The sequence below is a fragment of the Microbacterium sp. P5_E9 genome (genome assembly GCF_054049175.1).
Map to the genome: position 1 here is coordinate 96,541 of NZ_JBFUMV010000019.1, position 24,431 is coordinate 120,971.

Below are 24,431 nucleotides of genomic sequence, written 5' to 3' on the forward strand. Positions count from 1 at the left end.
CTTTGCTTGACGTCATGCCCCCACGTCTTCGCAGCAGCCTCACCCCGCAGCGGGTTCTCAACACCGTCGCCGCAATACTGCTGCTGGCGTCCGCCCCCGTTCTCTCTTCCACCGGCGTAGGTGGCCCGGCCGCCGTCGCAGACAACCCGCCTGTCGCCGTGATCACCCTCAACGAATCCTCCGTGGCGGCAGAGCTCGCATCGCAGCTGCCGCTCGTACTGAACTTCTCCGATCGGATGGGCACCGCCGAGTTCGCCCCGCTTCCCGAGCCACTCGACATTGATAGTGCCGACCAGATGAGCGGCTACCGCGCGGGCGACGTCGCATACTTGGCGTCAGAGCAGAGCATCGTGGTCTTCCTCTCTGAGGGGACCGCGGTTCCCGCGGGAGATCTTGTCCTGGTCGGTCACGTGACGAGCGGATTGAACGTCGTTGCCGGCTGCGTCCGGGACTGCGCCGTCCAGATCGTGGCGGCTGACGGAATCGCCGGCGCAGACGACCAGTAGGTGCGAATCGCTCCGAGTCGTCGTCACGCCGACCGGGCGGCGATGCCGCGCAGGATGGTGTCGATGACGGCTGGGGCGCGAGTGGCCGCCGCGTCGTCTCGCGTCTGGATGGCGTACATCAGGCTGCCGAGCAGCAGGTCTGCGATCGCAGCGGTGTCTGCATCCGGGCGGATCTGACCGGCCGCGATCCCCTCCTCGAGCGTGTCCCGGATCGCATCGCGCAGGGGGCCCGTGAACCGCTCGGCCATGCGTGTCGCGGCTTCGTCGTCGGTGGCGGCAGCGGCGGTGAGTGCGCGCAGCAGCGGCGCTGTGCCCGGTGAGGCGATGGTGGAATGGGAGGCCTCCAGCCAGGCGGCGAGATCAGCCGCGGGTGCTCCCGACGCCCGGGCGGTGATCAGCGTGAAGTCGATCATCCCTTCCAGCACGCACTCCGTGACGATCGCGGCCTTCGAGGGCCACCAGCGGTATACCGTCTGCTTTCCGACCTTCGCGCGCGCGGCGATATCGACGATGGTCACCTGCTCATACCCGACCTCGCGAAGCAGATCCTGCGTGGCCGCCATGATCGACGCCCGCGCCGACGCACTGCGCGGACGGCCGCGACTCGGGGGAGTGGCATCCATCTCTCCAGCGTAGTATCGATATACGAGCCATCTCGTCTCGAAATGCGCTCGTCAGGATCTTTGCCACGGGAGGCATCATGTCGGATGTTCTGGTTGTCATCGGCGCGGGCGGGATGGGCGAGAACATCGCCCGCAGGCTCGCCCCCGGACGGACCACGCTGCTGGCCGACTACAACACCGACCTGCTGGAGCGGCTTGCGGAGTCCATGACGACGGACGGCTTCGATGTGGTGACCGCGCAGGTGGATGTCTCGTCCCGCGCTTCGGTGGAGGCGCTGGCCAGGCAGGCCGATGCGCTGGGCTCAGTCACACAGGTGGTGCACACCGCTGGAGTGTCGCCGACGCAGGCCCCGATCGAGGCTGTGCTCAAGGTCGACCTGGTCGGTGTCGCACTCGTCCTCGAGGCGTTCGCCGCCGTCGTCGCGCCCGGTGCCGCAGGCGTCGTGATCTCGAGCTCGTCGGGTCACATCACCCCGCCGTTCACGCCGGAGCAGGCACACCTGATCCGCACCGCGACGCCGGAGGGACTGCTCGATCTGCCGTTCTTCGCTCCTGAGGCTCTCGGGCACGCCGGCATCGCCTACGGACTCGCCAAGCAGGCGAATCAGATCCAGGTGCAGGATGCCGCCGCCGCCTGGGGCGCTCGCGGGGCACGGATCAACAGCATCAGCCCCGGCGTGATCTCCACCGCGATGGGACGCCTGGAGCTGGACAGCCCGTCGGGGGCGTTCATGCGAGCCATGGTCGACAACTCCGGCACCGGCCGCATCGGCACCCCCAGCGACATCGCGGATGCCGTCACCTTCCTCGTCGGCCCGCAGGCGAGCTTCATCACCGGCACCGACCTGCTGGTCGATGGCGGCAGCGTCGCCGCGGTCGCGACCGGACGCGTCCCCCTTCCCGGTCGCTGATCGCGCCACCACCCCGCCCCACCCCTGCTTTCAAGGAGCGCCCCATGACGTTGACCACGCCCCTCACCGATACCGCCCTAGTCGTCGTCGACCTCCAGCACGGGACCGCGGGCAACCCGTTCTTCAGCCCCGTCGACGCCGTCGCGGAGCGTGCGAGCGAGCTGACGGCGGCGTTCCGCGGTCACGGGCTTCCCGTCGTGATCGCGACGTTCGCGCTGAGCCGTCCTGGTGCCGACGGGCAGCCGTCGCGGCCGGAGCCGGACGGCTTCCGCGAGCCGCTCGAGGTGCTCGCCGTGCAGCCCGACGACCTCCGGGTCACCCGGCCCGCGTGGAGCGTCTTCTCCGGGACCGGCCTCGACACGCTGCTGCGCGACCGTGGCATCACGCGTCTCGTGCTGACCGGCGTCGCGACGAGCATCGGCGTCGAGTCGACGGCCCGCGAGGCGCACGACCTCGGATACGAGCTCGTGATCGCATCGGATGCCGTGACAGACCTTCGCGCGGAGACGCACGAGAACAGCATCCAGCGCATCTTCCCGATGATGGCGCAGGTGGCGACCACGGCGGCGATCCTGGCTGCGCTCGACAGCTGACACGGCAGCGCTCAGGGTTTGTTGGCCGTCTGTGCTCGACCGGCCAAGATGAGGCTATGACCGGGCCCACGATCACGCCGGCCGGCAGCGGCAAGCGCACGCCGTGGTGGCTGGCGACGATGGACGAGCGATCGTTCTTCTACGCCGGCATCTCCGCCTTGTTCAACCTGCTGTTCGCGGCCGCCAAGCTCGTGCTCTTCCTCGTTGAGCCGAATCTCTTCCTCCTCGCTAACGTCCTGTTCTCCTTGGGCGTCGGCCTCGCGAAGGCGCTCGCAGTGCGTAGCTATCGGCGCGCACGGTCGGCAGAGCACTTGCCGGCTCCGTCCACCATTGAGCAGTATCGGGCGGCCACGAGGATCGGCGTCGTCCTCACCGCGTCGGCCGCACTCTACGTCGGGCTCTGTCTGCCGCTTTTGCTGGGAACGACGGTGTCGGTTGCCTTCGAGCCCCTCGTCGCGGAGATCCTCGCGCTGATCGCGTTCGTCGAGCTCGGGTTCGCGATCACAGCTGCGATTYGGATGCGGCGCTCGAAGCAGCCTCTCGTGCGAAGCATCCGCGTGGTGAATGTCGGCAGCGCCCTGGTGCTTCTCGTGCTCGCCCAGGCGGCGATCCTGTCCTTCGCGACCACGGTCGAATCGTCCTGGGGCGTCGGAGTGAGCGCGATGATCTTCGGCGGCGCGACGATGCTCGGCGGGCTATCCCTCGTCATCCACTCCGCTCGACGCGCCGGCGCGTTGCGTGACGGATCCGGTGGGACAGAGTCTCCATCCGCCATCTGATGAGTCTTGGGCGCCACGTCCGAACCGTCCGACGTCGGGTGGCCCCGCTGAGCGACCCGCTCGGGCGTTGGTTCACCAGCAGCCGCTCAGGACGACAGGTCGGCGTCTCTCTTCGCGGGCACCGTGACGGATGCCACCTCTTCGAGACGCGGATGCAGCTCGTCTCCGTCCTCGACCACACCCGTGTGCCACGTCATGGTGAGACCATCCGGTCCGTCCTGCAGCAGTGCGAGATTGTTGTCGAACCAGGGACCCTTCACCGTCTTCCAGCGGAACGGTGGGTCGGGAACCTTCGCAGATTGCGCGGCGGCCGCCCCCAATGGCGTCGCCGCGCCATACGACATCACGACCGAGAACCAGCGCATGAAGCGGGGCAACGGGTTTCGCGTGGGTGAGCAGACGGCCTGCACGATGCGGCTGCCATTGTGGCGCTCGACCTCGGCAAGGTAGGAGAAGTGCACGTCACCGGACAGGAACGTCACCGTCAGCGGCGACGGGCCGCGGTCGCCGTCGGCCAGCTCCGTCGCAATTCCGGCAACAGCCTGGAAGCTGTTCTGGAACGCGGCCCAGTGTTCCAGGTCGACGGCCTGTCGCAGCCGTTCGCCGACCCACGCCGCCGGTCGGCCCCACGCGCCCTGTGAGATGGCCTCATCCCATGCCTCGACGTGGTGCAAACCCAGCGGCAGGAGGAACGGGAGCGAGGTCGCGATCAGAACGTGGCGGAATCCGCCCTGCATGTGCTCGTCGAACCACGCGAGCTCTTGAGCGTTCAGCAGCCCACGGGCCGACGGCGTGAGATCTCTCGCGACGCGTGAGTCGACGACGATCAGACGCGTTCCATCGAAGTCGCGGCAGTAACTCCAGCGGTAGCTGTTCGGGTCCTTATTGCAGCGGTCGGCGAACTCGTCGAGCGCGCCACTGAGGTCGCATGAAGCAGCCCCGTCACGCCCGGCCGCCTGCCGCCACAACTCGTCTGCGGCCCGCTCCTGGGGAGACAGGTTGCCGAGGTGCTGGTACACCCAGTACGACGCCAAGCCGGCGACGATGCGCTCGTGCCACCACGAGGTGGCCTCCATCTTCCTTCTCCAGTCGAGCGAGGCGTTCCAGTCATCGCGGATGTCGTGATCGTCGAAGATCATCGCGGTCGGCACGCACGACAGCAGCCACCGATTGGCTTCGTCCGACCACGCCAGTTGATAGAGGTGGGCGTATTCCTCGAAGTCTTTGAGCTCCTTGCCCGGTTCCTGGTGGATGTCGCGCCGACTTCGGATGAATGCCTGCATCTCCTTCGAGGTTGAGTCGGCGTACACCTGGTCGCCGAGGAAGAGCAGCAGGTCCGGTCGGGTCTGGCGGCCGTCAGCCACCGCGAGGGCAAAGGCACGCAACGAGTCGACGYCATGGGTGCGATTGCCTTCCCGATCGTGGGGGACGCTGGTGCGGCACGACCCGTAGGCGATCCGCGGCCGCCGTCCGGGCGTGCGCGTGGCGATCACCGATGCTGGGAACTCGGAGTCCGGGTCCGGCCAGACGGAAACCCCGTCGATCTCGATCGAATACGGCGAGACGCTCCCGGGCTGCAGCTGGTCGACTTCGACGAGGGCGAAATGGTGACCGTGCACAGTGAAGGTGCGGGCCTGCCACGATCGTCCCTCAGCGTGGACGCTGACCACACCGTCTGCCCGCGTCTCCACCCAGATGCTGGCGGTCGTCTCATCGACGTAGCGCAGCATCGGCCCCAACACCAGCGGGGTTGCCATGAACCCGTTCTACCTCCTCCATAGCGCAGCGGCCAGAGGTGCCCGCATCACCCTGGTGGCGGCATCCGTCCACGCTCTAGCGTGTGTGTCAGCGTCTGGCGCTCCACGGGACGCGACCCCACAACATCGAGTCGCCATTCGGCGATGCCATTTGAAGGGAAGTCGAATGCCAGAAAGCAAGCCGACCATTGTCCTCGTCCACGGTGCGTGGGCGGATGCGTCCAGCTGGAATGCCGTGAGCGTGCCGCTGCAGGCGCAGGGATTCACGGTCTTGGCGCCCCCGAACGAGCTCCGCGGGCTGACGACGGATGCCGCGTACCTCGCGTCGTTCCTCGCGCAGCGCACCAGCGGTCCCGTCGTGCTCGTCGGGCACTCGTACGGCGGCGCGGTGATCACCAACGCCGGCGCCCAGGCGGGCGACGTCCAAGCGCTGGTCTACGTCGACGCCTTCATCCCGGACGAGGGGGAGACGGTCGTCGCCATCCTCGAGGGCTCGGGCTCGGCTCTTGCGGTCGCCGATCCGACCGCCGTGTTCGATGTGGCCGGTTATCCGGGTGCGCCGGAGGGAGCGGCCGAAGCGTTCCTGAAGCCGGACGCGGTCCACACCTCCTTTGCGCAGGACCTGCCGGAAGCGGATCGGTGGACGATCGTCGCGACCCAGCGCCCCGCGTCGTTCGTCGCCAACGTCACCCCGTCGGCAGCGCCTGCGTGGAGAACGATCCCCAGCTGGGCGGTGCTCGGAATCGAAGACCGGGTCATCCCGATCGCGACGCAGCGTCGCATGGCCGAGCGTGCCAACGCGACGACCACCGAAGTCGAGGCATCCCACGTCTCGATGGTCTCGCGCCCGGACGCGACGCTCGCCGCGATCCAGGCGGCGGTGGAGGCGATCAGCTGAGGCCTGCCTGATCCACTCCAGAGTCTGACGGCGTCAGTCCATGCGCGGACCGCCTAATGGAACAGTCAGTCCTGACCGGCGACCGACTCGAGGTTGAGCCACGCGATCTCGTCCGGAGTGAGCGAGACGTCGAGGGCGCGAAGGCTGCTGTGCAGTTCGCCGGTGGTGGCCGGCCCGATCAGTGTCCACACCGGGAATGGCTGGTTCAGCACCCAGGCGAGGGCGATGTTGATCTCTTCGCAGCCCTTGGCCTTCGCAAGCTCGGCGGCGCGACGCTTGCGCTCGAAATTCGCGTCGGAGTACCAGCAGCGGACGAGCTCGGCATCCTCGAGCCGATCCGAGGCGGCACGCGGTGTGAAGAACCCGCGTGCCTGGCTCGACCACGCGAGCAGCGGGAACTCATGCTCGGCCAGCCAGCGACGCGAGGCCGCGTCGCCGGCGCTGATGCATCCTTCCCACACCGGCTCGACGACAGCCGCGAGGCTGAGCTGGTTGTTGAGCACGGAGAATCCCTCGAGGCCGTGCGCGTCGGCATACGCGTTGGCTTCGGACAGGCGCGCGATGCTCCAGTTCGAGGCGCCGAACGCGCCGATGCGGCCCGCTCGCCGGTGGGTGTTGAGGACGTCGATGAATTCGCCGACGGGGACCGCGGGGTTGTCGCGATGCATGATGTAGATCTCGCCGTGGTCGGTGCCGAGGCGATCCAGGCTGATCCCGAGCTGTTCGGTGAGCGCTTCGGGCGTGCAGTGGGGCGTGTGGGCGCCCTTGACGATGAGTGCCACGTCATCGCGGACTCCACGAGTGCGAAGCCAGTGGCCGATCGCCTCATCCGCCCCGCCGTAGATGAACGCCGAGTCGAGCACGTTGCCGCCCAGCTCGTAATACTCGTCGAGCACGATCTGGCCGCCGACCGCAGGGGCAGACATCCCGCCCATCACGAGCCGTGCGAGCGGGCGTTCGACCCCAGGAAACGACGCATATCGCATCGGTGCGGGTTCGCGGCGGGACAGCGTCTCCGCCCAGAGCGGATGAACGACGGTCTCGAACCGCTCAGCCTCGTACACGACCCCGGCTTCCTTGCGCCACGCGTCGAGGGCCCGCATGTTGCCGAGGGTGTCCTGGGGGCTCATGGCGGGTGACGGCGCCGCGCGGTCGGCGATGTGGCGGGCCACCGTGTCGACTTCGAAGTGGTACGCGTCGATCGCGGTCTCGGTGTCGATCTCGTGCTGCTCGCCGGAGTCGAGGGCGACCAGGATGCGGGATCCCGGCCCGCCGGCGAACCAGGGACTGGTGACGGTGACGGACCCTTGCGAGCCGAACACGGTGACGGTGTTCGGCTGGTTCAAGAGCACGCCGGTGGTGAGCTCGGCCAGCACTCCGCCTTCGAACTCCAGAGTCGCCGCGGAATAGAGGTCGGTGCCCTGGGAGGGGTCGAGCCTGGCGACGGCCTTGACCGAGAGCGGCTCGGCGTACGGCAGTCCCTGCGCCGCACCGGCGATCAGTCGGGCCATCGACATGCAGTAGGACCCGACGTCCAGGATGCCGCCGCCTCCCAGTGCATTCGAGAACAGTCGACTCGACGGATCTGGGTCGACCTGGAAGCTGAACTGGGCGCGGATGAGCCGGATCTCGCCGATCTCGCCGGATCGCACGATGTCGAGGAGCTTCGCTGTCTGCGGGTGACAGCGGTACATGAACGCCTCCATGAAGAAGACGTCGTTCGCGCGCGCTGCCTCGATGGCGGCCTCTGCCTGCGCGAAGGTCAACGCGGCCGGCTTCTCACAGAGGATGTGCTTGCCCGCGCGAGCCGCCCGAATGACCCATTCCGCGTGCTGCGGGTGCGGCGTGCTCACATACACGGCCTCAACCTGCGGATCAGCGAGCAGGCCGTCGTACGAGCCGTGCGCGACGGGGATGCCGAACTCGGCTGCGAACGCCTCGGCTTTGGCGAGATCGCGGCTTGCGACGGCGACGGCCGTTCCGGTGTCGGACTGGGCGAGGGTCTCGGCGAACCGGCGGGCGATATTTCCGGTCGCGAGGATTCCCCACTTCACGTGTGCCATGGCGTGCCGTCCGTTCCTCGAGTCGCCGTCGACTGACGCACCCGAGGCTACCGTGGTGTCGGATGCCGCTCAGCGCGGGTCGACCCGCAATGTCGTCTGCTTCGCGAGCGCGCTGGTGATGGATCTGCTGGGGGATCCGCTGCCGTACTTCGCGAAGTAGGCGGCGTCGATGGCGTCGTCGTGGGACGCGTCGAGCGTGTACCTCACGTCGCGGGTGGTGCTTCCCCAGCGGAGGGAGCCCTCGAAGTGGCGGGTGACGCCCCGGTACCACTGGCCGTCCGGCCCCTTCACCGAGCGAAGGTAGAGGCGTCCGTCGACGACGACGTGCCAGACGATCGTGAGCGTCCGCGAGGAGCCGACCGCGCGACGACCCGCGACCCGCACCTCGTACGCGCGATCGAGTTCCTCGAGCTCCTGGTCAGTCCACGTCATGCGTCTGCCCCTGACTCCTCTTCTCGGATGCCGCGGCCTGAGTACTGTTCGTCGGTGATGTGCTCTTTCCAGATCGTGGAGGTCGCGGGGTCGTCTCCGGCTTCGAGCATCGCAATGTGCTCCATGAAGCAGCCGGGCGCCGCCGCGTGCCAATGGTCCTCTCCCGGCGGGGCGTACAGGGTCTGCCCGGCCGGCACGTCGATGATCGTACCGTCGCGGTGGCCGAATCGGGCGACGCCCTGGGTCACGCGCAGATACTGGCCGCGTGCGTGCGAGTGCCAGGCGGTGCGGGCACCGGGCGCGAACCGGACGGTGGCGACCGTCATCCGCTGGTCAGGATCGTGCGGGGTGGCGATCAGGTCGAGCCAGACGTCCCCGGCGAACTTGTCCGGCGGATTCTTGACGGTCGGCTGAACGGGTTCGATGTTCATCGGATTCCTTGTCGGCGTCGGGCGGATGGCGCCAGTTCGTGCGCGCCGCAGCTGTTGTCATCATGGTTGAGCGTCGCGCTCCCGTGCCAGTGCCCAGCGTCCCCGGTACTGGCAGACCCTCCCAGCATCTTGCGGGGGCGCGTACCGTCGAGGCTATGGATCATCGCAGCGAAGTGCGGGAGTTCCTGGCCACCCGGAGGGACCGCATCACTCCCGACCAGGCAGGACTCCCCGCGTACGGCGGCAACCGCCGGGTGCCCGGGCTGCGCCGCGAAGAAGTCGCGATGCTCGCCGGAGTCAGTGTCGACTACTACACCCGCCTCGAACGCGGAGACCTCTCGGGGGCATCCGACAGCGTCCTCGATTCCCTCGCCCGAGCCCTGCAGCTCGACGACGCGGAGACCGCGCACCTGTTCGACCTGTCCCGCATCGCGAATGCGTCACCGATGGTCAAGAAGCCTCGCAAACGCGCTGAGGCGATCCGCCCCAGCATCCAACGCCTTCTGGACGCCATCACCGACGCGCCTGCGCTGGTGCGCAACAACTACTTCGAATACGTCGCCGCCAACCAGCTCGGCCGAGCTCTGTACGCGCCGATCTTCGCCGAGCCGACGCCCAGCAGCGCCAAGTTCGCGTTCCTGAACCCCGCCGCGCAGGAATTCTTCCCGGACTGGGACAAGAACACCCAGGAACTTGTCGCGACCCTCCGCGGTGAGGCCGGTCGCAACCCGTACGACAAGCGCCTCAGCGATCTCGTAGGCGAGCTGTCCACCCGATCCGAGCGATTCCGGACCCTGTGGGCGGCGCACAATGTGCGCTTCCATCGCACCGGCGTCAAGCACCTCCACCACCCCGTCGTCGGCGACCTCGAACTCAGCTACGAAGCCTTCGAGCTGCCCTCCGACCCGGGCCTCACCATGCAGACCTACACCGCCGAGCCTGGCACCCCCTCAGCGGACGCACTCAAAGTCCTCGCCAGCTGGGCAGCCACGACGAGCACCTCGGCACCCCGCACCGGCGTGACGTCCTAGGAAGTCGCCCCGCGTCGTCATCGCGTCGCATTCGGCGCGCGCCGGACCAGCTCCACCGCCGCCGCTTTGCCGTACCGGGTACAAGTACTCCTCTGGTTTCGTGCACACCGAGCGGCGGGTTAGCATCCTCACTGACTTGCCGGCGGATGGACTCCGTGCGCTCGTCCGCGGTACCCGACCGCCGAGCCGGTCTTCCCCCACCGGCTCATCCACACGAAGGAGTGTCATGACCATCAACGCGCCTGGGCTCAACCCCCTCGAGGTGGAGGGCCTGCCGCCGGTCGGCGACGCACTCAATCCAGCGACGCCCTTCCGACGGCTCATGGGCTCGATGGCGACGTCCTATGCCGGCGCCTTCATCGTCTCGGCGGTTCCGGTGAGCCTGCTGCTCACGGTGCACCTGTCGGCGATCGCGGGTGCGGAGGCGGCATCCGCCTTCAGCATCGTCACCGGCGTGGCCGCGCTGCTCGGCCTCATCGCGCAGCCCCTCACGGGTCGGTTCAGCGATCGCTCGAGAGCGCGCCTCGGCAAGCGCCGGAGCTGGATCCTGATGGGCGGCCTCGTCTCCTCACTGGTGCTGGTCGGCATGATCTTCACGACCGAGGTGTGGCAGGTCGTGGTGGTCTGGGCTCTCGTCACCATCTTCGTCAACGTGCAGCTCGCGGCGACAGGCGCACTGCTTGCCGAGCAGGTGCCGACCAAGCGACGCGGTTCGATGTCCGGCATCCTCGGGTCGATGGCGATCCTGGGTCCGGTCCTGGGCTTGGCAGCCGTCAGCGCCGTCACCTCGATGCCGTGGCTGCAATGGGTGATCGTCGCTTTCTCCGGAATCCTGCTGGTCATCGTGGCGGTGGTTCTGCTGAAAGACCCGCAGCAGACCCGACCGGACGGCGAGAAGCGCCTGAGCGTCGTCGATCTGTTCAAGTCCTTCTGGGTGAACCCACGCACCCACCCTGCGTTCGGATGGGCGTGGGCGGTGCGGTTCCTCGTCACGTGCACGGGCGCCAGCACCACCTACACGGCACTCCTGCTCATCAATCGCTTCGACTACGCCCCAGAAGAGGTCGCGACTCCGGTGCTGCTGCTGACGCTGGTCTACGGCGTCGTGATCATCGTCTTCAGCACCCTGGGCGGTGTGCTGTCTGACAAGCTGCACCGCCAGAAGCCGTTCGTCATGCTCGCGGGCGTCATCGCCGCGGTCGCGCTCGTGATCATGGGGCTCGCGCCGAGCGTGGAGGTGCTGTTCATCGGCGTCGCACTCCTCGGCGTGGGCTCCGGAGTCTTCCTCTCCGTCGACCTCGCATTGAGTGTGCGGATGCTGCCGAACCCCGAGAATGTCGGCAAGGACATCGCTGTGATGGCCCTCGCCAACACCCTGCCCTCGTCGGTGGTGCCGTTCATCGCTCCGCTGTTCCTGCTGCTCGGCGGCTACACCGCCCTCTACGTCGGCCTCGCCGTGTTCGGAGTCGTGGGTGCGCTGCTGGTGACCCGGCTGCCGGAGCTGGGTCACGAGGGCAACCCCCGGTGGGCGCTCATCACGCGGGCGGCGCCTGTGGCGGAAGCCGGGTAACTGAAGACGGCGTCTGCGACGCCTATCACCGAGAGCTATGTGCCTCATCAGGGAGATCAGCTTCCCGAGTGGGCTCGGCGTGCGCACACTGAACGTTGATCGTCGCGCCGTCGACGGTCGTACAGCGCTGTACGAGAGAAGGAACCTCAATGACGAGCACCACCCTGCCCGACCAACCCGCCACTGTGAGAAAAGCCGGCACGCTGCAAGGCATCCTGCTGCTCGCGGGCAGCTGCATGCCCGTGCTCGGCTCCGTGCTGATCACCCCGGTGCTGCCGCAACTGTCCGAGCACTTCGCCGATGTGCCCGGCGCCGAGATCCTGGTGCCGATGATCGTCGCGATTCCGGCACTGATCATCGCGATCTTCGCCCCGTTCGCCGGCCAGATCGTCGACCGGCTCGGTCGCAGGACGCTGCTGATCATCGCGATGTTCGCCTACGCGGTGGTCGGCACCGCTCCCGCGTGGCTCGAGGGACTCCCGGAGATCCTGATCAGCCGCGTGCTGGTCGGCGTCTGCGAGGCGGCGATCATGACGGTCTGCACGACCCTGATCGTCGACTATTTCCACGAACCGCACCGACGCAACAGGTACCTCGGTCTGCAGACGGTCACCACGACCCTGGCCGCGACGGTGTTCATCATCCTCGGCGGCGCGCTCGGTGTGGGCGGATGGCACACTCCGTTCTGGGTCTACGCGATCAGCATCGTGATCGCCGTGCCGATGATCTTCGCGCTGTGGGAGCCGACGCCGCTCGAGGCGGGCGACACGCGTGAAGAGGCGGGCGTGAAGACCCGCATCCCGTGGCGGCGGATCGGCGTGCCGCTGCTCGTCACCGTCTTCGGCGGCTTCACGTTCTACGTGATCATCATCGAGGCGAGCTACCTCGTCGTCGGCACCGGCGTCGCCGCCACTGACACCGCGGTCATCGGACTCGTCGCGGCGATCGCGTCGCTTGCCACCGCCATCGGCGGCCTCCTGTTCGCCCGGCTGGCGAAGGGCCGGGCAGGACGCCTCCTGCCCGTCGCGTTCGCCCTTCAGGCCGTCGGCATGCTGGTGATCTGGGTCGTTCCCGGGCTCGCCGGCATCATCGTCGGCGCGGTCATCGCCTCATTCGGATCGGGTCTGCTGCTGCCGTCGCTGGTCACCTGGGTCGTCGCGGCGACCCAGTTCGAAGATCGGGGACGAGTCACCGGCCTGTGGACCGCCGCGTTCTTCTTCGGCCAGTTCCTGACCCCCATCCTGATGGGCGCCATCGGGGCAGGCGTCGGCGGCCTGTCCGTCGCGGTCGGGGTCGTGGGCATCGCCGCAGCGCTCGTCGGTCTCCTCGTCGGGCTCGCCCAGCGGCGGGCGGCGAAGGTCAGCGTCGCAAGCTGAGCCACATGCGGATGGCCGGGGTCAAGTGTGACCCCGGCCATCCGCATGTCCGCAGCGCGAGTCGACCCGTTCCGCCGCGGTGGCGGTCAGCCGCCGGCGATGCGGTCGGCCATGACCTTGACGCCTGCTGACGAGGTGAACGCTCCGTCGACGGGGATTTCGGCGCCCGAGACGTAGGCCGCGGCATCCGATAACAGGAACGCGACGACGTGCGCGACCTCGTCGGCCTCACCCGTCCGCTCGAGCGGAGTCAACGAGAGCTGCGCATCGCGCATCGGAGTGGGGGCGTTCGCGGTCATGTCGGTCTCGATGAAGCCGGGGTGCACGATGTTCACTCGGATGCCGCGTGGTCCGTATTCGGTCGCCGCGACGTGCGTCAGCCCGCGGAGACCCCATTTGCTCACCGTGTAGGCGACCGGGTAGTGGGCGGTGAGCGCGGCGGACGAGCCGATGTTGACGATCGACGAGCCTTCGCCCATGAGCGGAGCGAGAGCCTGGATGCCGAGCATCGCCCCGGTCAGGTTGATGGCGAGCACGCGGTCCCAGTCGGCGCGGTCGGTGGCGCCCAACCGCGAGCGATGCGTGACGCCGGCATTGTTGACGAGGCCGCGGATCGGAGCAGCCTCAGCCAGCGTGGCCGCGAGGTCCGCCCAGTCCTGCTCGCTTGCGACGTCCATCCGGCGGTACGCGATCGCCGTGCCCGCGAACTCGGGCGGGGGAGCGTCGAGCAGGTCGGTGGCGATCACGCGGGCGCCGTTCGCGGCGAGAAGCAGCGCCTCGCGCGCCCCCTGCCCGCGTGCGGCACCCGTGATGACGATCGTGCGGCCATCGAGTCCGGAATACGCGGTCATGCGGATTGCCCTTCGATATCGGGTGAGTGCGTCGCGACCGTATCCGCGCGAGCGGCGCCAGGTGCGGGCATCCCGGCTGCGGCCTCAGCGAACAGACTCCGCATCCAGGCGTGTTCCGGGTCGCGCGAGTGCACCGGGTGCCACCAGAGGGCGTTGAGCACCGGCGTCGCGTCGAAGGGCGGTTCGAACAGACGGATGCCGCCCTGTCCGAGTGCGGCGGTGGCCAGCCCCGACTGGATCAGTCCGAGTCGATCGGTGCCGGCGATGAAGTGCGGGAGCGAGAGGAAGCTCTCGACGACGGCATCCACCCGCGGCTCGATGCCGAGCTGCTGCAGCTGCCGCGTCGCCGAGGTGAACGCGGTGCGCGATTGGTAGGTGAAGACCCAGGGGGACTCGGCCATGAGCTCCATGGTGATGCCCTGCGCCGCGCGTTCGTTGGTATCGGATGCCACGACCAGCCAGTGATCGCGCCACAGGTCGAGGTACGGCAGGCCCGTGAGGAAGCCGTGCGGGATGAGTAGGGCATCGACGGAGCGGAGGCGGGTCTCGATCTCGTCGATGACCGTCGGACTGTGCAGCATGAAGCGGAACCGCACCCCGGGTGCGCGCTGGGCGGCGAGCGCCGAGACGGCGGCGCCCACTGTCGCGAAGCCGTAGTCCGAGCCGTAGATGGAGAACTCGCGGGTTGACTCCTGCGGCGCCCAATCGGCCTGGCTTTCGAAGACCCGTCGTGCGGCCTCGAGCGCCGTGGAGGTGTGATCGGTCAGCCGGATCGCAAGCGGGGTGAGCTCGTACGCATTGCCGCGACGCGCCAGGAGCGGGTCGTTGAAGTGCGTCCGGAGGCGGGCGAGCGACGCGCTCAGAGCCGGCTGACTGAGGCGCAGCCGCTCGGCGGCCTTGGTGACGCTGCGTTCGGTGAGCAGCGCATCGAGGGCAATGAGCAGGTTGAGGTCCAACCGCGAGAGTGGGGGGCGTTCGGGCATGGCGTGCTTTCTGCTGATGACCGGTGGCCATAAACGACATCTATGTCGGGGATAGCTAATCACGGATTCCCTGATGCTTGCCCGCCGCCGATAGTTGAACTCGGGACCACACCCGCACTCTTTCGAAAGGATCGAAGATGATCAAGCTGCTCTCCCACCTCTCCTACGTCGAGATCACCGCACCGGATGTCGAGGCATCCGTCGACTTCTACGTGAACCAGGTCGGGCTCACCGTCGTCGACCGCATCGACGGCAAGGTCTACCTCCGCTGCTGGGGCGACTACTACAAGTACTCCGTCGTCGTCGCGCCCGGCGATGAGCCGTCGCTCGTCACGGCGGCATGGCGCACCTCCAGCGCCGAGGCGCTCGAGGCGGCGGCGAAGGCCGTCGAGGCCACCGGCATCGAGGGCGAGTGGTTCGACGGACCCGCCATCGGCCGCGCCTACCGGTTCACGGGCCCGTGGGGACACACCCTGACCCTGCACTGGGATGTCGAGCGCGTGCACGTCGCCGAGGGCGACAACGCGTCGATCTACCCCGACCGCCCGAACCGCCGCAGCAAGGTCGCGGGCGCGCCCCGCCAGCTCGACCACGTCACGATCGCCACGAGCGACGTCGACGCGTTCGCGGCCTGGTACAGCGAGGTGCTCGGCTTCCGGATCATGGCGAAGACGGTCCTCGACGAGGCGCCGATCTCGGTGTTCTCGGTGCTCACCACGAACGAGAAGTCGCATGACCTCGGCGTCGTGCTCGACGGCTCGAGCCGCGCCGGCCGCGTCAACCACTACGCGTTCTGGGTCGACACCCGCGAAGAGCTGCTCATCGCGGCCGACGTGCTCATGGAGAACGGCTACCCGATCGAGTACGGCCCGTCGATCCACGGCATCGGCGAGCAGAACTTCCTCTACTACCGCGAGCCTTCCAGCCTGCGCATCGAGCTGAACACCGGCGGCTACCGCAACTACGTGCCCGACTGGGAGCCCAACACGTGGCGTCCGTCGCAGGGGTCGAACAACTTCTACCGCAACAGCGCGATGCCGATGTCGATGACCGAGTCCTTCCCGGCCGCCGATGGCCCGAGCGCGACCGAAGAGGGCGTGCCCGACGAGATCAAGGAAGCCCTGTTCAACCCGTACGCCAAGCACGGCCAGGGCTGACACCATTTCGTGGGCGGTCCGCCTTGCCGGGCCGCCCACGACACCACTCGCACGATGAAGAGCGACGAACGGAACCACAGATGACCACCGACCGACTTGACGCGCCGTACGCGCTCGCCCGTTTTCGTCATGGAGACACCATCGCCCTCGGTCTGGTCGCCGGCGACCGCATCCGGCGCCTGACCACCGAGGATCTCGGCGCCTCGGGCCTGAACGCGTTCCTGGCGGCTCCGGACTGGGAGCGGCTGCGGGTGCTCGCCGAGGCGGACGCAGAGTGGATGCCGCTGGCCGATGTGACTCTCACGGCTCCGGTCGAGCCGCGCCAGGTGCTGCAGGCCGGGGCGAACTACCGCCAGCACGTGATCGAACTCGTCGCGGCCGGGCTCACGAACAACAGCGATCGAACCCCCGAAGAGGCGCGCGAGTTCGCGGCGAAGATGATGGACGACCGCGCCGCCAACGGCGAGCCGTACTTCTTCATCGGTCTGCCCGCCTGCGTCGTCGGAGACGACGTTCCGCTCACGCTCCCCGCCTACAGCGAGGTGCACGACTGGGAGCTCGAACTCGCCGTCGTGATCGGCCGTGAGGCATTCCGGGTGTCCCGCGAGGACGCGCTCGACCATGTCGCCGGGTACACGATCGTCAACGACATCACGACGCGCGATCTGGTGTTCCGCAAGGACATGAAGGAGATCGGCACCGACTGGTATCGCGCCAAGAACGCGCCCGGCTTCCTGCCGACCGGCCCGTTCCTCGTGCCGGCGCCGTTCATCGACGCAGGCCACCTGAACCTGCGCCTCGAACTGAACGGCAAGGTCATGCAGGACGGGTCGACCGATGACCTGCTCTTCGGCATCGCCGCCCTCATCTCCGGTGCCTCCCAGACGATGCCGCTGCTTCCCGGCGACATCCTGCTCACGGGCAGCCCGGCCGGCAACGGCCAGCACTGGAAGCGCTTCCTGCAGGACGGCGACGTCATGACCGGCTCGATCGCGGGCCTCGGCACGCAGGTCGTGCGCTGCGTGGCGGCATCATGACGGGCACATCCGAGAACCCGGCCGACCTCGACCGCACCGATCCGGAGGGCGAGATCGCCGCGCGCGCCGAGGCGTATCGCAACTGGGGGTGCTGGGGTGAGGACGATGTGCTCGGCACCCTGAACTTCATCGACGAAGGCAAGCGAGTGGATGCCGCGGCCCTCGTCCGCGAGGGCAAGGTGGTGTCGCTGTCCCAGTCGTTCGACACGAACGGCCCGCAGAAGGGGTGGCGACGCCGCACCAACCCGGTGCACACGATGACCGACACCGGCGTCGACGCGGAGCGCGGCAACCAGGGCTTCCCGCACGGGATCGGCGGCGCTGACGACGTCATCGCGATGCCGCTGCAGTGCTCGACGCAGTGGGACGGACTCGGCCACATCTTCGACCACGGCATGGCCTGGAACGGGCGCCGCGCGGGTGACGTCGTCACGAGCGAGGGCGATCTTGTCACGGGCATCGAGCACGCGGCATCCGTCATCGTCTCCCGCGGTGTGCTGCTGGATGTCGGCCGCCACCTGCAGCCCGACACCGGCGAACTTCCCGACGGTTACGCGATCACCGCGGCCGAGTTGGATGCCACCGCCGCTGCGCAGGGCGTGACGATCGGTCGCGGCGACATCGTTCTCGTGCGCACCGGCCAGCTCGCCCGCGCGCGCCGCGACGGCTGGGGCGACTACGCCGGCGGTCCGGCCCCCGGACTCTCGCTGACCACCGCGGGATGGCTGCACCGCACCGAGATCGCGGCGATCGCGACCGACACGTGGGGCTTCGAGGTGCGGCCCAACGAGTTCGACGTGCCCGCCTTCCAGCCGCTGCACCAGGTCGTGATCCCGAACCTCGGCCTCACGATCGGCGAGATGTGGGACCTCGACGAACTCGGCCGTGTCTGCGCCGAGCTCGGCCGCTACGACTTCCTGCTCTCCGCGCCGCCGCTCCCCATCACGGGGGCGGTCGGCTCGCCGATCAACCCCGTCGCCATCCTCTGACAACCCGAACCCGAACCCGAATCCAGAACAGAGAGGTTCTGACATGACCGCTGTGAACAAGGTCGCCATCGCCGGAAGCGGCGTCGCGGCACTCGCCACCGCCATCCAGCTCGCCAAGGCCGGCGTCGAGGTCGACGTCTTCGAGGCGAAGCCCGAACCCAGCGTGCACGGATCCGGCATCTCGCTGCAGGGCAATGCGCTGCGCGTGTTCGACGCGCTCGGCGCCTGGGACGAAATCCAGGCCGCCGGCTACCCGTTCGAGGGACTCAACCTGCGGGCCCCTGGCCCTGGCGCGCCGATCGTCGCCGAGCTTCCGGACGTCAAGACCGGCGGGCCGGATTATCCGGCGGCGATGGGGATGCCGCGGGCCGAGCTCGCCCGGATCCTCCTCGCGCACGCCACCGCCGCAGGCGCGAACATCCGGTTCGGCGCCAAGGTCACCTGGCTCGTGCAGGGAGACGATCACGTCGAGGTCTTCGTCAACGAGGAGTCCGCGGGGGTCTACGACCTGCTCGTCGGCGCCGACGGACTCCACTCGGCGGTGCGCGACATCATCGGGATCGAGACCAAGCCGGAGCCCACCGGCATGGGCATCTGGCGCTCGTTCGTCTCACGTCCCGCCGAGGTGGTCCGCAGCGAGCTGTACTACGGGGGCCCCGTATTCATCGCCGGGTACACGCCGACCGGTGAGGACTCGATGTACGCGTTCCTCGTCGAGAAGGCCCAGGACCGGTTCGGCACCCCCGACGACGAGGCGACGCAGATCATGCTCGACGAGTCGCGGGCCTACGACGGACCGTGGAACTCGATCCGCGCCGACCTCGAGGGCGGCGCGCACGCGAACTACACGTGGTTCACGCAGCACATCGTTCCCGCCCCTTGGAACCGCGGCCATGTCGTCGTGATCGGGGACGCCGCGCACTCCTGCCCTCCGACGATCGCGCAGGGCGCGGCCCAGGCGCTCGAAGACGCCTTCGTCCTCACCGAACTGCTCGTCTCCCGGGACGCCGTGGACCAGGACCTGTGGGATGAGTTCCACGCGCGCCGGCTTCCTCGTGCAGGGCGGGTTGTCGAGGCATCCGTCCAGCTCGGCCAGTGGCAGCTCGACGGGGTGCGGGATGCGGATGTTCCTGGTCTCATGTTCGGCGTCGCCCACCAGATGGCGGAGCCGGCATGAGCGACACGACGAGCCCTGAGGTCACCCGCGTAACGGATGTCCACGCGCACATCCTGCTGCCATCGCTGGCCGGCGAGGTTGAGCGCCGCGCGCCCGACGGCGTCCGCGAGGCCGCCGCGCTCGAGCTGAAGCGCAATGGCGCGGAGAGCCTCGCGGCGTCGGGTCCGATGATCGGCGCCCGCATCCCGAAGCTCACCGACGTCAGCGTGCGCCTCGCCGAAATGGACGCGCAGGGGGTTGACCGGCAGTGGGTCAGCGCCTCGCCGAACCACTTCTACCCGTGGGCGCCAGAAGGCCTCGCGGTCTGGGTCGCGAACGAGGCCAATCGCCTCGTCGCCGCGCACGTCGCCCAGGCGCCGGAGCGGCTCACCGGTCTCGGACTCGTGCCGCTGCAGCACCCCGAGCGGATCGTCGAGTGCCTCGACGACGCCGTGCTCGGCCGCGGGCTCGCCGGCGTCGAGATCTCGTCGTTCGCCGGCGACGTCGAGCTCTCCGACCCGCGCCTCGAGCCGTTCTGGGCGCGCGCCGCCGAGCTGCGCGCGATCGTCTTCCTGCACCCGTTCGGCTGCAGCCTCGACGAGCGCCTGGACAGGTTCTACCTCTCGAACACGGTGGGCCAGCCCGCCGAGAACGCCGTCGCGCTGTCGCACCTGATCTTCGCGGGCGTGCTGGATCGGCATCCGGAGCTCAAGATCGTTGCCGCGCACGGCGGCGGCTACCTGCCCACCGCGATCGGACGCTCCGACCGCGCCTGGCAGGTGCGCCCCGAGGCACGGCGCTGCGAGCATGCCCCCTCCACCTATCTGCGCAAGATCTGGTTCGACACCGTCGTGCACGACCCGCACGCGCTGCGCACCCTCGTCGAGGTCGCCGGCGGGTCACAGGTCGTGCTCGGCAGCGACTTCCCGTTCGACATGGGCCTGGATGACCCGATCGCGCTCGTCCGCGATGCCGGGCTGCCCGCCGACCTCGCCGCGCGCATCCTCGGCGGCAACGCCGACGCACTTCTCGAGACGCTGGTGCGGGCATGAGGATCGCACGGTGGACCTACCCCGCGGTCGCTGAGCTTGTCGAAGCGTCCGAGGGCTTCGTGATCGACGATCACGTCGTGCTGTTCCCGGACGGCCTGACCGTCGCCGACGTGCTGGCGCAGGGATTGGATGCCGCGCTCCTGCTCCTGGACCGGTCGTTGAGCGAGCAAAGCGAGACGAAACGCACCCCCCTCGCCGACGTGCAGCTGCTCGCGCCGATTGTGCCGGCCGCGATCCGTGACTTCGTGGCGTTCGAGGAGCACGTCGAAGGCATCAGCGCCTCCGTCGACGGCAAGAGCGAAGTCGTCCCGGAGTGGTACCAGGCGCCTACGTTCTACTTCACCAACCCGCACACGGTCCTCGGGCCTGGCGAGCCGATGAACCCGCCGGTGTGCGAGCGGCTGGACTTCGAACTCGAGATCGCTGCCGTGATCGGCGGGGTGGCAGGGTCGGACGGAGCGAACCTGACACCGGAGGCCGCGGCATCCCACATCTTCGGCTACACGATCATGAACGACTGGTCCGCGCGTGACCTGCAGTCCCGCGAGATGAAGGTGCGGCTCGGGCCGGCGAAAGGCAAGGACTTCGGCACCTCGCTCGGCCCGTGGATCGTCACGGCCGATGAGCTTGCGCCGTTCCTCGATGAGGACGGCTTCCTCGCTGTTCGCGCCGAGGTGTTCGTCAACGGTGAGCTCGTCGGCGAGGACCTGGTCTCGAACATGGGCTGGCCGTTCCCCGAGCTGGTCGCCTATGCGGCGCGCAACTCCCGCGTCGTGCCGGGCGATGTGCTCGGGTCGGGCACTGTCGGCAACGGCGGATGCCTCGCCGAACTATGGGGCAGACGCGGCGAGCTGACGCCGCCGCCGCTCGTCGAAGGCGACGAGGTGCGGATGGTCGTCGAGGGCATCGGCGAACTGGGGGCCCGCGTCGGCGCGGCAGTCCCGGCTCCGCAGCTGCCCGCCGCCCGGGTGCGATCCCGACAGCGGTCTCGCTGACCGCGGTCGGGCTATCCAGGGCCCTGCTCGGGCCCGATGGCGTCGGCGATCACATCGCACATCGCGTCGAAGTCACCCGCGAACTGGTGCGGCCCGTGCTCGAGCAGCTCTTGGCTGATGAGGTTCCCCTCCGAGTCGACAGTTTCCACGATCGCCAGGAATCCCACGTCCTTCATCAGGACGCTGCTGTGGGAGGTGTAGATCCTGATGTCCCTCCCCGCGAGGGTGTCCGTGAAGGTGAAGGTGCCGTCGGGGTTCTCCACGCCGCCGTCGCTCCAGGCATCCCGGCCCGCGCTGTCGACGTGAACCACCTTGCCGTTCGCCACGTTCGTCAGGGTGCTCACGACATGGGCTGTGTGCTGGAAGGACTGGGTGCCGGACGCGTCGACGGTGACCTTGAACGTGCTCGTTCCCTTGACGATGGAGTTCACCGTGAATCCGCACTGATCGATGTTCTTCAACGAGAGATCGATCTTGTCGTGGAACACCTCGGGCGGCGTCCCTGCTGCGGCGGGCGCTGCGACTGCCCAGCCGACGCCCAGCGTCAGCAGACCGGTCAGCGCAACCATAGGCACGACTCGTTTCATGATTCCTCCTCGGCTCCAGCGGAGCGGACGCAGACAGGGATGGGGAAAGTGCATCGTGGATGTCTGGGAGTCGAGGCGGTGCGCATGCCCAGTGTCCCACCGGACAGTGCGCACATCTACGGCCTACCCTGGGCGTAGGACAGCCGCCCCGGGAGCTGATCGACAAGGGAGGGCGCAGTGGCCGGATCCGGACACGATTCCGTGACGGGACTCGATGACCGCACCCTCGGCCGCATCGACCTCATCCTCTTCGATGCCGAATACCGCGACGCCCAGACCGCAATCGAAGACTCCTGGCGGGTCGCCGTGCTCGCAAATGACCCTCGGATGCGCGCCGATCACGAGCGCGTGCGCGCGGCGGCGGTGCGGGCCGCGAACGAACGGCGCGATCCCGCCGCGGCGCGAGTGCAGACGTCGACCGCGCTGCACCGCGCGTTCCTGGGCGTTGCGTTCCTCGCCGGCATCGTTGCGGTTGCGCTGGTCGCCACGCCGCGCAGCAGCCCCATCACCCTGCACGACGGGATGCTGCCGGCCGGGCTGCTCGCGGTGCTCTCGGTGTCGCTGCTGTGGTGGCTCGAGCCGCGCCGCGCGAATGGATCGCTCTGGGGGTCTCGGGTTCCGTCGGTGATCCACCTCATCTTCGGGGTGCTGTGGCTGCTGGCCGCGGCGGGCGCGGTGCTGCTGCGGTGGGACGAGGCCGACCCGTACCACGCTCTGCCGGAGACCACCGGTCTCACCCTCCTCGCGTGCGCCGGGGTGGCCGCGATCTTCCTGTGGGTCCACGCGCTCCGCGCGGATCGCTCCGGACGTCAGACGGGGATGGCCCGGATCACGGGGGACCTGGTGGATAAGCAGGATGCGGCGGAAGTCTTCGACGCGCTCGACCGATGGTGGGGGATCGTAGGCCCGGACGCCATGCGGCGAGACGGCGCCCGGGTGCGAAGAGTGCGTACCGAAGTGCTTGCCCGGCTGCGGCTGGCGACGCTCATCAGCGAGCGCGACGAGCGGGCGGCATCCTGGGCGACGGAGCCCGCCCGATGGAGCGAGCGCCGTCGCTGATCGCGGCCGCGCGGCCGCTGGTCAGGATGACGTGACGGCAGGAAGCTCGGAGGGGTCGTCGGCCCACACGATCCGATCGACCGGCTCCTCGAGTTCCAGATCGGCTGCCCGAGACCGGTTTACGTAGTCCTCGACCCAGTTCTTGACGGCGTCGACGCGGTCGCGGAAGCCGGACAGCAGCGAGGCGTGGAGGCCGAGCCAGGCGGCGAAAGCGAGCGGGCCCTCGAGGTGGCGGCGGCGCCGGCCGATCTCGGCGACCGCGGCGTTGCGGCCGACCATCGCCATTATTCCTTTGTCGTGATATTCGAAGGGGCGTGCTTCGCCTCCCTCGCGGAGCGCACGGATGCTCCTTCCTGCCCAGGCCCCAGATTGCTGAGCGACCGACCCGAGCTGGGGGAGGGTGCCACCGGCCTCATCGGGCACGTTCGCGACATCGCCGATCGCGAACACATCGGCGTAGCCGGGGATGGTCAGATCTGCGGCGACGTCGATGCGTCCACCGTGGCCGGGAAGGATGCCGGTGAGCTCCACGATCGATGCACCCGAGATGCCGCCCGCCCAGATGACGGTGTCGGTCGAGACAGTCGATCCGTCCGACAGCGTCGCCGAAAGGGCGTCGACGGCGGCCACAGCGACGCCGAAAGACACGTCGACCCCCATCTCGGTCAGCTTGTCGAAGGCATAGACGTGCGAGCGATCGGAGAACGGGCCGAGCAGCACCTTGCCGCGGTCGACCAGTCGCACGGTCGCCGTTCCGACGAGTCTGTCCTCATCCTGAAGCGCCCGGATGAGCTCGGCCAGAGCCCCGGCAGTCTCCACGCCGGTCGGTCCGCCGCCGCAGATGACGACGGTCAGGCTGCCGTCGGTGTCGGGTCGRCAGAGCTCGCGGAGCCGGTCCCGGAGGTGCACGCGAAGCCGCTCCGCGTCGCCGACCGAGTAAAGCGGAAAGGAGTGCTCGGCAGCGCCGGGGACGCCGTAGAAGTTGGGCTCCGACCCCGCCGCGATCACCAGGTGATCCGCAGGGCCGAGGGTGCCGGCATCCGTCGTGACGGTCTTCGCGTCCAGGTCGATGGCGATGATCTCACCGGTGACGACCGTGACGTCGTCGTGGCGGTCGAACATCTCCACGAGCGGCCGGGTGATGTTGTCGGCCGGCAGCTGCGACGTCGCGACCTGGTAGAGCAGCGGCTGGAACTGGGTGTAATCCCGACGGTCCACGAGCGTCACCTCGATGCCGTCGCCCGCCAGTTCTGATGCGCAGGCGGCTCCCGCCATCCCGCCTCCCACGACGATCACGCTCATCCACCCACAGTTCCACAGATCGGCCCGAGTCGGGGCATCGGCCCCGCGCGAAGAGGCGGCACGGGAACAAATCCCTGATGAGATGCTCCCTCAGCCCGGGAGGTCGACTCATAGTCGCCTCACAGGGGCCATTGCCGAGCGGCTCGACTCCCGGTACGGTTTGCGGGAATGCGCAACAAAGGAGTTAGCCATGCTATTGAGTTCGGGTGCGGTCGCGACGGTTCTCGCCACGGTCACTTTCTTTGCACTGCCGGGCTCGCCGCCCGTGGTCGTCGACTCGTTCAGCACCCTCG

At 68.5% G+C, this 24,431-nt stretch carries 24 protein-coding genes; 15 read left to right on the forward strand and 9 right to left on the reverse strand.

The features are described from left to right. Positions 1 to 14: 14 nt before the first annotated feature. Positions 15 to 506 (forward strand): cyclophilin-like fold protein, encoded by a 492-nt coding sequence (locus tag ACXJ3V_RS17875; protein WP_457101694.1) that lies wholly within the window; start codon positions 15 to 17, stop codon positions 504 to 506. 23 nt (positions 507 to 529) lie between these two features. Here the strand turns inward: ACXJ3V_RS17875 and ACXJ3V_RS17880 are convergent, their stop codons facing one another. Continuing rightward, positions 530 to 1,129, reverse strand: a complete 600-nt coding sequence (locus ACXJ3V_RS17880; RefSeq protein ID WP_457101695.1) for a TetR/AcrR family transcriptional regulator — start codon at positions 1,127 to 1,129, stop codon at positions 530 to 532. 77 nt (positions 1,130 to 1,206) lie between these two features. On the opposite strand from ACXJ3V_RS17880, the gene ACXJ3V_RS17885 reads away from it, so the two are divergent. From ACXJ3V_RS17885 to ACXJ3V_RS17895, 3 genes are read left to right on the forward strand one after another with little or no spacing between them, the layout of a single operon-like run. Continuing rightward, complete coding sequence (locus tag ACXJ3V_RS17885; RefSeq protein WP_457101696.1) at positions 1,207 to 2,040, forward strand: SDR family oxidoreductase; 834 nt, start codon at positions 1,207 to 1,209, stop codon at positions 2,038 to 2,040. Between the two features lie 44 nt (positions 2,041 to 2,084). Then, complete coding sequence (locus ACXJ3V_RS17890; protein WP_457101697.1) at positions 2,085 to 2,633, forward strand: cysteine hydrolase family protein; 549 nt, start codon at positions 2,085 to 2,087, stop codon at positions 2,631 to 2,633. 56 nt (positions 2,634 to 2,689) lie between these two features. Then, positions 2,690 to 3,412: a hypothetical protein gene (locus ACXJ3V_RS17895; RefSeq protein ID WP_457101698.1), complete on the forward strand. Its 723-nt coding sequence runs from the start codon at positions 2,690 to 2,692 to the stop codon at positions 3,410 to 3,412. Between the two features lie 86 nt (positions 3,413 to 3,498). Here ACXJ3V_RS17895 and ACXJ3V_RS17900 read toward each other — a convergent pair whose 3' ends face one another. Continuing rightward, positions 3,499 to 5,169, reverse strand: coding sequence for an alkaline phosphatase D family protein (locus ACXJ3V_RS17900; protein ID WP_457101699.1), 1,671 nt, complete (start codon positions 5,167 to 5,169; stop codon positions 3,499 to 3,501). A gap of 166 nt (positions 5,170 to 5,335) precedes the next feature. On the opposite strand from ACXJ3V_RS17900, the gene ACXJ3V_RS17905 reads away from it, so the two are divergent. Continuing rightward, the gene (locus ACXJ3V_RS17905) at positions 5,336 to 6,067 is read left to right on the forward strand and encodes an alpha/beta fold hydrolase (protein ID WP_457101700.1); all 732 of its coding nucleotides are present in this window, start codon (positions 5,336 to 5,338) and stop codon (positions 6,065 to 6,067) included. 65 nt (positions 6,068 to 6,132) lie between these two features. Here ACXJ3V_RS17905 and ACXJ3V_RS17910 read toward each other — a convergent pair whose 3' ends face one another. The 3 genes from ACXJ3V_RS17910 to ACXJ3V_RS17920 all read right to left on the reverse strand — a co-directional run bounded on the left by ACXJ3V_RS17910 (position 6,133) and on the right by ACXJ3V_RS17920 (position 8,993). After that, positions 6,133 to 8,130: an aldo/keto reductase gene (locus ACXJ3V_RS17910; RefSeq protein ID WP_457101701.1), complete on the reverse strand. Its 1,998-nt coding sequence runs from the start codon at positions 8,128 to 8,130 to the stop codon at positions 6,133 to 6,135. Positions 8,131 to 8,199: 69 nt separating this feature from the next. Further along, positions 8,200 to 8,562, reverse strand: coding sequence for a DUF2255 family protein (locus ACXJ3V_RS17915; protein WP_457101702.1), 363 nt, complete (start codon positions 8,560 to 8,562; stop codon positions 8,200 to 8,202). Next, complete coding sequence (locus ACXJ3V_RS17920) at positions 8,559 to 8,993, reverse strand: (R)-mandelonitrile lyase (protein WP_457101703.1); 435 nt, start codon at positions 8,991 to 8,993, stop codon at positions 8,559 to 8,561. Before ACXJ3V_RS17920 ends, ACXJ3V_RS17915 begins: the two co-directional genes overlap by 4 nt. A 155-nt stretch (positions 8,994 to 9,148) precedes the next feature. On the opposite strand from ACXJ3V_RS17920, the gene ACXJ3V_RS17925 reads away from it, so the two are divergent. The 3 genes from ACXJ3V_RS17925 (at position 9,149) to ACXJ3V_RS17935 (ending at position 12,970) form a co-directional block, all read left to right on the forward strand. Next, positions 9,149 to 10,024, forward strand: coding sequence for a helix-turn-helix transcriptional regulator (locus ACXJ3V_RS17925; RefSeq protein ID WP_457101704.1), 876 nt, complete (start codon positions 9,149 to 9,151; stop codon positions 10,022 to 10,024). A 226-nt stretch (positions 10,025 to 10,250) separates the two neighbouring features. Beyond that, positions 10,251 to 11,594: an MFS transporter gene (locus ACXJ3V_RS17930; protein WP_457101705.1), complete on the forward strand. Its 1,344-nt coding sequence runs from the start codon at positions 10,251 to 10,253 to the stop codon at positions 11,592 to 11,594. A gap of 149 nt (positions 11,595 to 11,743) precedes the next feature. Further along, complete coding sequence (locus tag ACXJ3V_RS17935) at positions 11,744 to 12,970, forward strand: MFS transporter (RefSeq protein ID WP_457101706.1); 1,227 nt, start codon at positions 11,744 to 11,746, stop codon at positions 12,968 to 12,970. Between the two features lie 86 nt (positions 12,971 to 13,056). Here the strand turns inward: ACXJ3V_RS17935 and ACXJ3V_RS17940 are convergent, their stop codons facing one another. After that, positions 13,057 to 13,821 carry an SDR family NAD(P)-dependent oxidoreductase gene (locus tag ACXJ3V_RS17940; protein WP_457101707.1) on the reverse strand — a complete coding sequence of 255 codons (765 nt, stop codon included), beginning with the start codon at positions 13,819 to 13,821 and terminating at the stop codon, positions 13,057 to 13,059. Then, the gene (locus ACXJ3V_RS17945; protein WP_457101708.1) at positions 13,818 to 14,804 is read right to left on the reverse strand and encodes a LysR family transcriptional regulator; all 987 of its coding nucleotides are present in this window, start codon (positions 14,802 to 14,804) and stop codon (positions 13,818 to 13,820) included. Before ACXJ3V_RS17945 ends, ACXJ3V_RS17940 begins: the two co-directional genes overlap by 4 nt. A gap of 137 nt (positions 14,805 to 14,941) precedes the next feature. Between ACXJ3V_RS17945 and ACXJ3V_RS17950 the strand changes: the two genes are divergently transcribed. The 6 genes from ACXJ3V_RS17950 (at position 14,942) to ACXJ3V_RS17975 (ending at position 21,190) form a co-directional block, all read left to right on the forward strand. Beyond that, the gene (locus ACXJ3V_RS17950) at positions 14,942 to 15,961 is read left to right on the forward strand and encodes a VOC family protein (RefSeq protein WP_457101709.1); all 1,020 of its coding nucleotides are present in this window, start codon (positions 14,942 to 14,944) and stop codon (positions 15,959 to 15,961) included. An 80-nt stretch (positions 15,962 to 16,041) separates the two neighbouring features. Continuing rightward, entirely contained in the window at positions 16,042 to 16,998 is a 957-nt protein-coding gene (locus tag ACXJ3V_RS17955; RefSeq protein ID WP_457101710.1) for a fumarylacetoacetate hydrolase family protein, read from the forward strand. Further along, positions 16,995 to 17,987, forward strand: coding sequence for a cyclase family protein (locus ACXJ3V_RS17960; protein WP_457101711.1), 993 nt, complete (start codon positions 16,995 to 16,997; stop codon positions 17,985 to 17,987). The genes ACXJ3V_RS17955 and ACXJ3V_RS17960 overlap by 4 nt, the downstream gene beginning before the upstream one ends. Before the next feature lie 43 nt (positions 17,988 to 18,030). Continuing rightward, positions 18,031 to 19,164 (forward strand): FAD-dependent monooxygenase, encoded by a 1,134-nt coding sequence (locus ACXJ3V_RS17965; protein WP_457101712.1) that lies wholly within the window; start codon positions 18,031 to 18,033, stop codon positions 19,162 to 19,164. Continuing rightward, positions 19,161 to 20,195 (forward strand): amidohydrolase family protein, encoded by a 1,035-nt coding sequence (locus ACXJ3V_RS17970; RefSeq protein WP_457101713.1) that lies wholly within the window; start codon positions 19,161 to 19,163, stop codon positions 20,193 to 20,195. Before ACXJ3V_RS17965 ends, ACXJ3V_RS17970 begins: the two co-directional genes overlap by 4 nt. Next, positions 20,192 to 21,190, forward strand: coding sequence for a fumarylacetoacetate hydrolase family protein (locus ACXJ3V_RS17975; RefSeq protein WP_457101714.1), 999 nt, complete (start codon positions 20,192 to 20,194; stop codon positions 21,188 to 21,190). The genes ACXJ3V_RS17970 and ACXJ3V_RS17975 overlap by 4 nt, the downstream gene beginning before the upstream one ends. A gap of 11 nt (positions 21,191 to 21,201) precedes the next feature. Here ACXJ3V_RS17975 and ACXJ3V_RS17980 read toward each other — a convergent pair whose 3' ends face one another. Continuing rightward, positions 21,202 to 21,777, reverse strand: coding sequence for a hypothetical protein (locus ACXJ3V_RS17980; RefSeq protein WP_457101715.1), 576 nt, complete (start codon positions 21,775 to 21,777; stop codon positions 21,202 to 21,204). A 177-nt stretch (positions 21,778 to 21,954) separates the two neighbouring features. On the opposite strand from ACXJ3V_RS17980, the gene ACXJ3V_RS17985 reads away from it, so the two are divergent. Then, on the forward strand, positions 21,955 to 22,836 hold the full coding sequence (locus ACXJ3V_RS17985; protein ID WP_457101716.1) for a hypothetical protein: 882 nt from the start codon (positions 21,955 to 21,957) through the stop codon (positions 22,834 to 22,836). 21 nt (positions 22,837 to 22,857) lie between these two features. On the opposite strand, the gene ACXJ3V_RS17990 is transcribed toward ACXJ3V_RS17985, so the two are convergent. Further along, on the reverse strand, positions 22,858 to 24,138 hold the full coding sequence (locus tag ACXJ3V_RS17990) for an NAD(P)/FAD-dependent oxidoreductase (protein ID WP_457101717.1): 1,281 nt from the start codon (positions 24,136 to 24,138) through the stop codon (positions 22,858 to 22,860). Positions 24,139 to 24,431 lie beyond the last annotated feature (293 nt).

Coding starts and splice junctions, on each gene's coding strand:
- ACXJ3V_RS17875 (WP_457101694.1), top strand. CDS start 15: ATGCCCCCACGTCTTCGCAGCAGCCTCACCCCGCAGCGGGTTCTCAAC.
- ACXJ3V_RS17880 (WP_457101695.1), bottom strand. CDS start 1,129: ATGGATGCCACTCCCCCGAGTCGCGGCCGTCCGCGCAGTGCGTCGGCG.
- ACXJ3V_RS17885 (WP_457101696.1), top strand. CDS start 1,207: ATGTCGGATGTTCTGGTTGTCATCGGCGCGGGCGGGATGGGCGAGAAC.
- ACXJ3V_RS17890 (WP_457101697.1), top strand. CDS start 2,085: ATGACGTTGACCACGCCCCTCACCGATACCGCCCTAGTCGTCGTCGAC.
- ACXJ3V_RS17905 (WP_457101700.1), top strand. CDS start 5,336: ATGCCAGAAAGCAAGCCGACCATTGTCCTCGTCCACGGTGCGTGGGCG.
- ACXJ3V_RS17910 (WP_457101701.1), bottom strand. CDS start 8,130: ATGGCACACGTGAAGTGGGGAATCCTCGCGACCGGAAATATCGCCCGC.
- ACXJ3V_RS17915 (WP_457101702.1), bottom strand. CDS start 8,562: ATGACGTGGACTGACCAGGAGCTCGAGGAACTCGATCGCGCGTACGAG.
- ACXJ3V_RS17920 (WP_457101703.1), bottom strand. CDS start 8,993: ATGAACATCGAACCCGTTCAGCCGACCGTCAAGAATCCGCCGGACAAG.
- ACXJ3V_RS17925 (WP_457101704.1), top strand. CDS start 9,149: ATGGATCATCGCAGCGAAGTGCGGGAGTTCCTGGCCACCCGGAGGGAC.
- ACXJ3V_RS17930 (WP_457101705.1), top strand. CDS start 10,251: ATGACCATCAACGCGCCTGGGCTCAACCCCCTCGAGGTGGAGGGCCTG.
- ACXJ3V_RS17935 (WP_457101706.1), top strand. CDS start 11,744: ATGACGAGCACCACCCTGCCCGACCAACCCGCCACTGTGAGAAAAGCC.
- ACXJ3V_RS17940 (WP_457101707.1), bottom strand. CDS start 13,821: ATGACCGCGTATTCCGGACTCGATGGCCGCACGATCGTCATCACGGGT.
- ACXJ3V_RS17945 (WP_457101708.1), bottom strand. CDS start 14,804: ATGCCCGAACGCCCCCCACTCTCGCGGTTGGACCTCAACCTGCTCATT.
- ACXJ3V_RS17950 (WP_457101709.1), top strand. CDS start 14,942: ATGATCAAGCTGCTCTCCCACCTCTCCTACGTCGAGATCACCGCACCG.
- ACXJ3V_RS17955 (WP_457101710.1), top strand. CDS start 16,042: ATGACCACCGACCGACTTGACGCGCCGTACGCGCTCGCCCGTTTTCGT.
- ACXJ3V_RS17960 (WP_457101711.1), top strand. CDS start 16,995: ATGACGGGCACATCCGAGAACCCGGCCGACCTCGACCGCACCGATCCG.
- ACXJ3V_RS17965 (WP_457101712.1), top strand. CDS start 18,031: ATGACCGCTGTGAACAAGGTCGCCATCGCCGGAAGCGGCGTCGCGGCA.
- ACXJ3V_RS17970 (WP_457101713.1), top strand. CDS start 19,161: ATGAGCGACACGACGAGCCCTGAGGTCACCCGCGTAACGGATGTCCAC.
- ACXJ3V_RS17975 (WP_457101714.1), top strand. CDS start 20,192: ATGAGGATCGCACGGTGGACCTACCCCGCGGTCGCTGAGCTTGTCGAA.
- ACXJ3V_RS17980 (WP_457101715.1), bottom strand. CDS start 21,777: ATGAAACGAGTCGTGCCTATGGTTGCGCTGACCGGTCTGCTGACGCTG.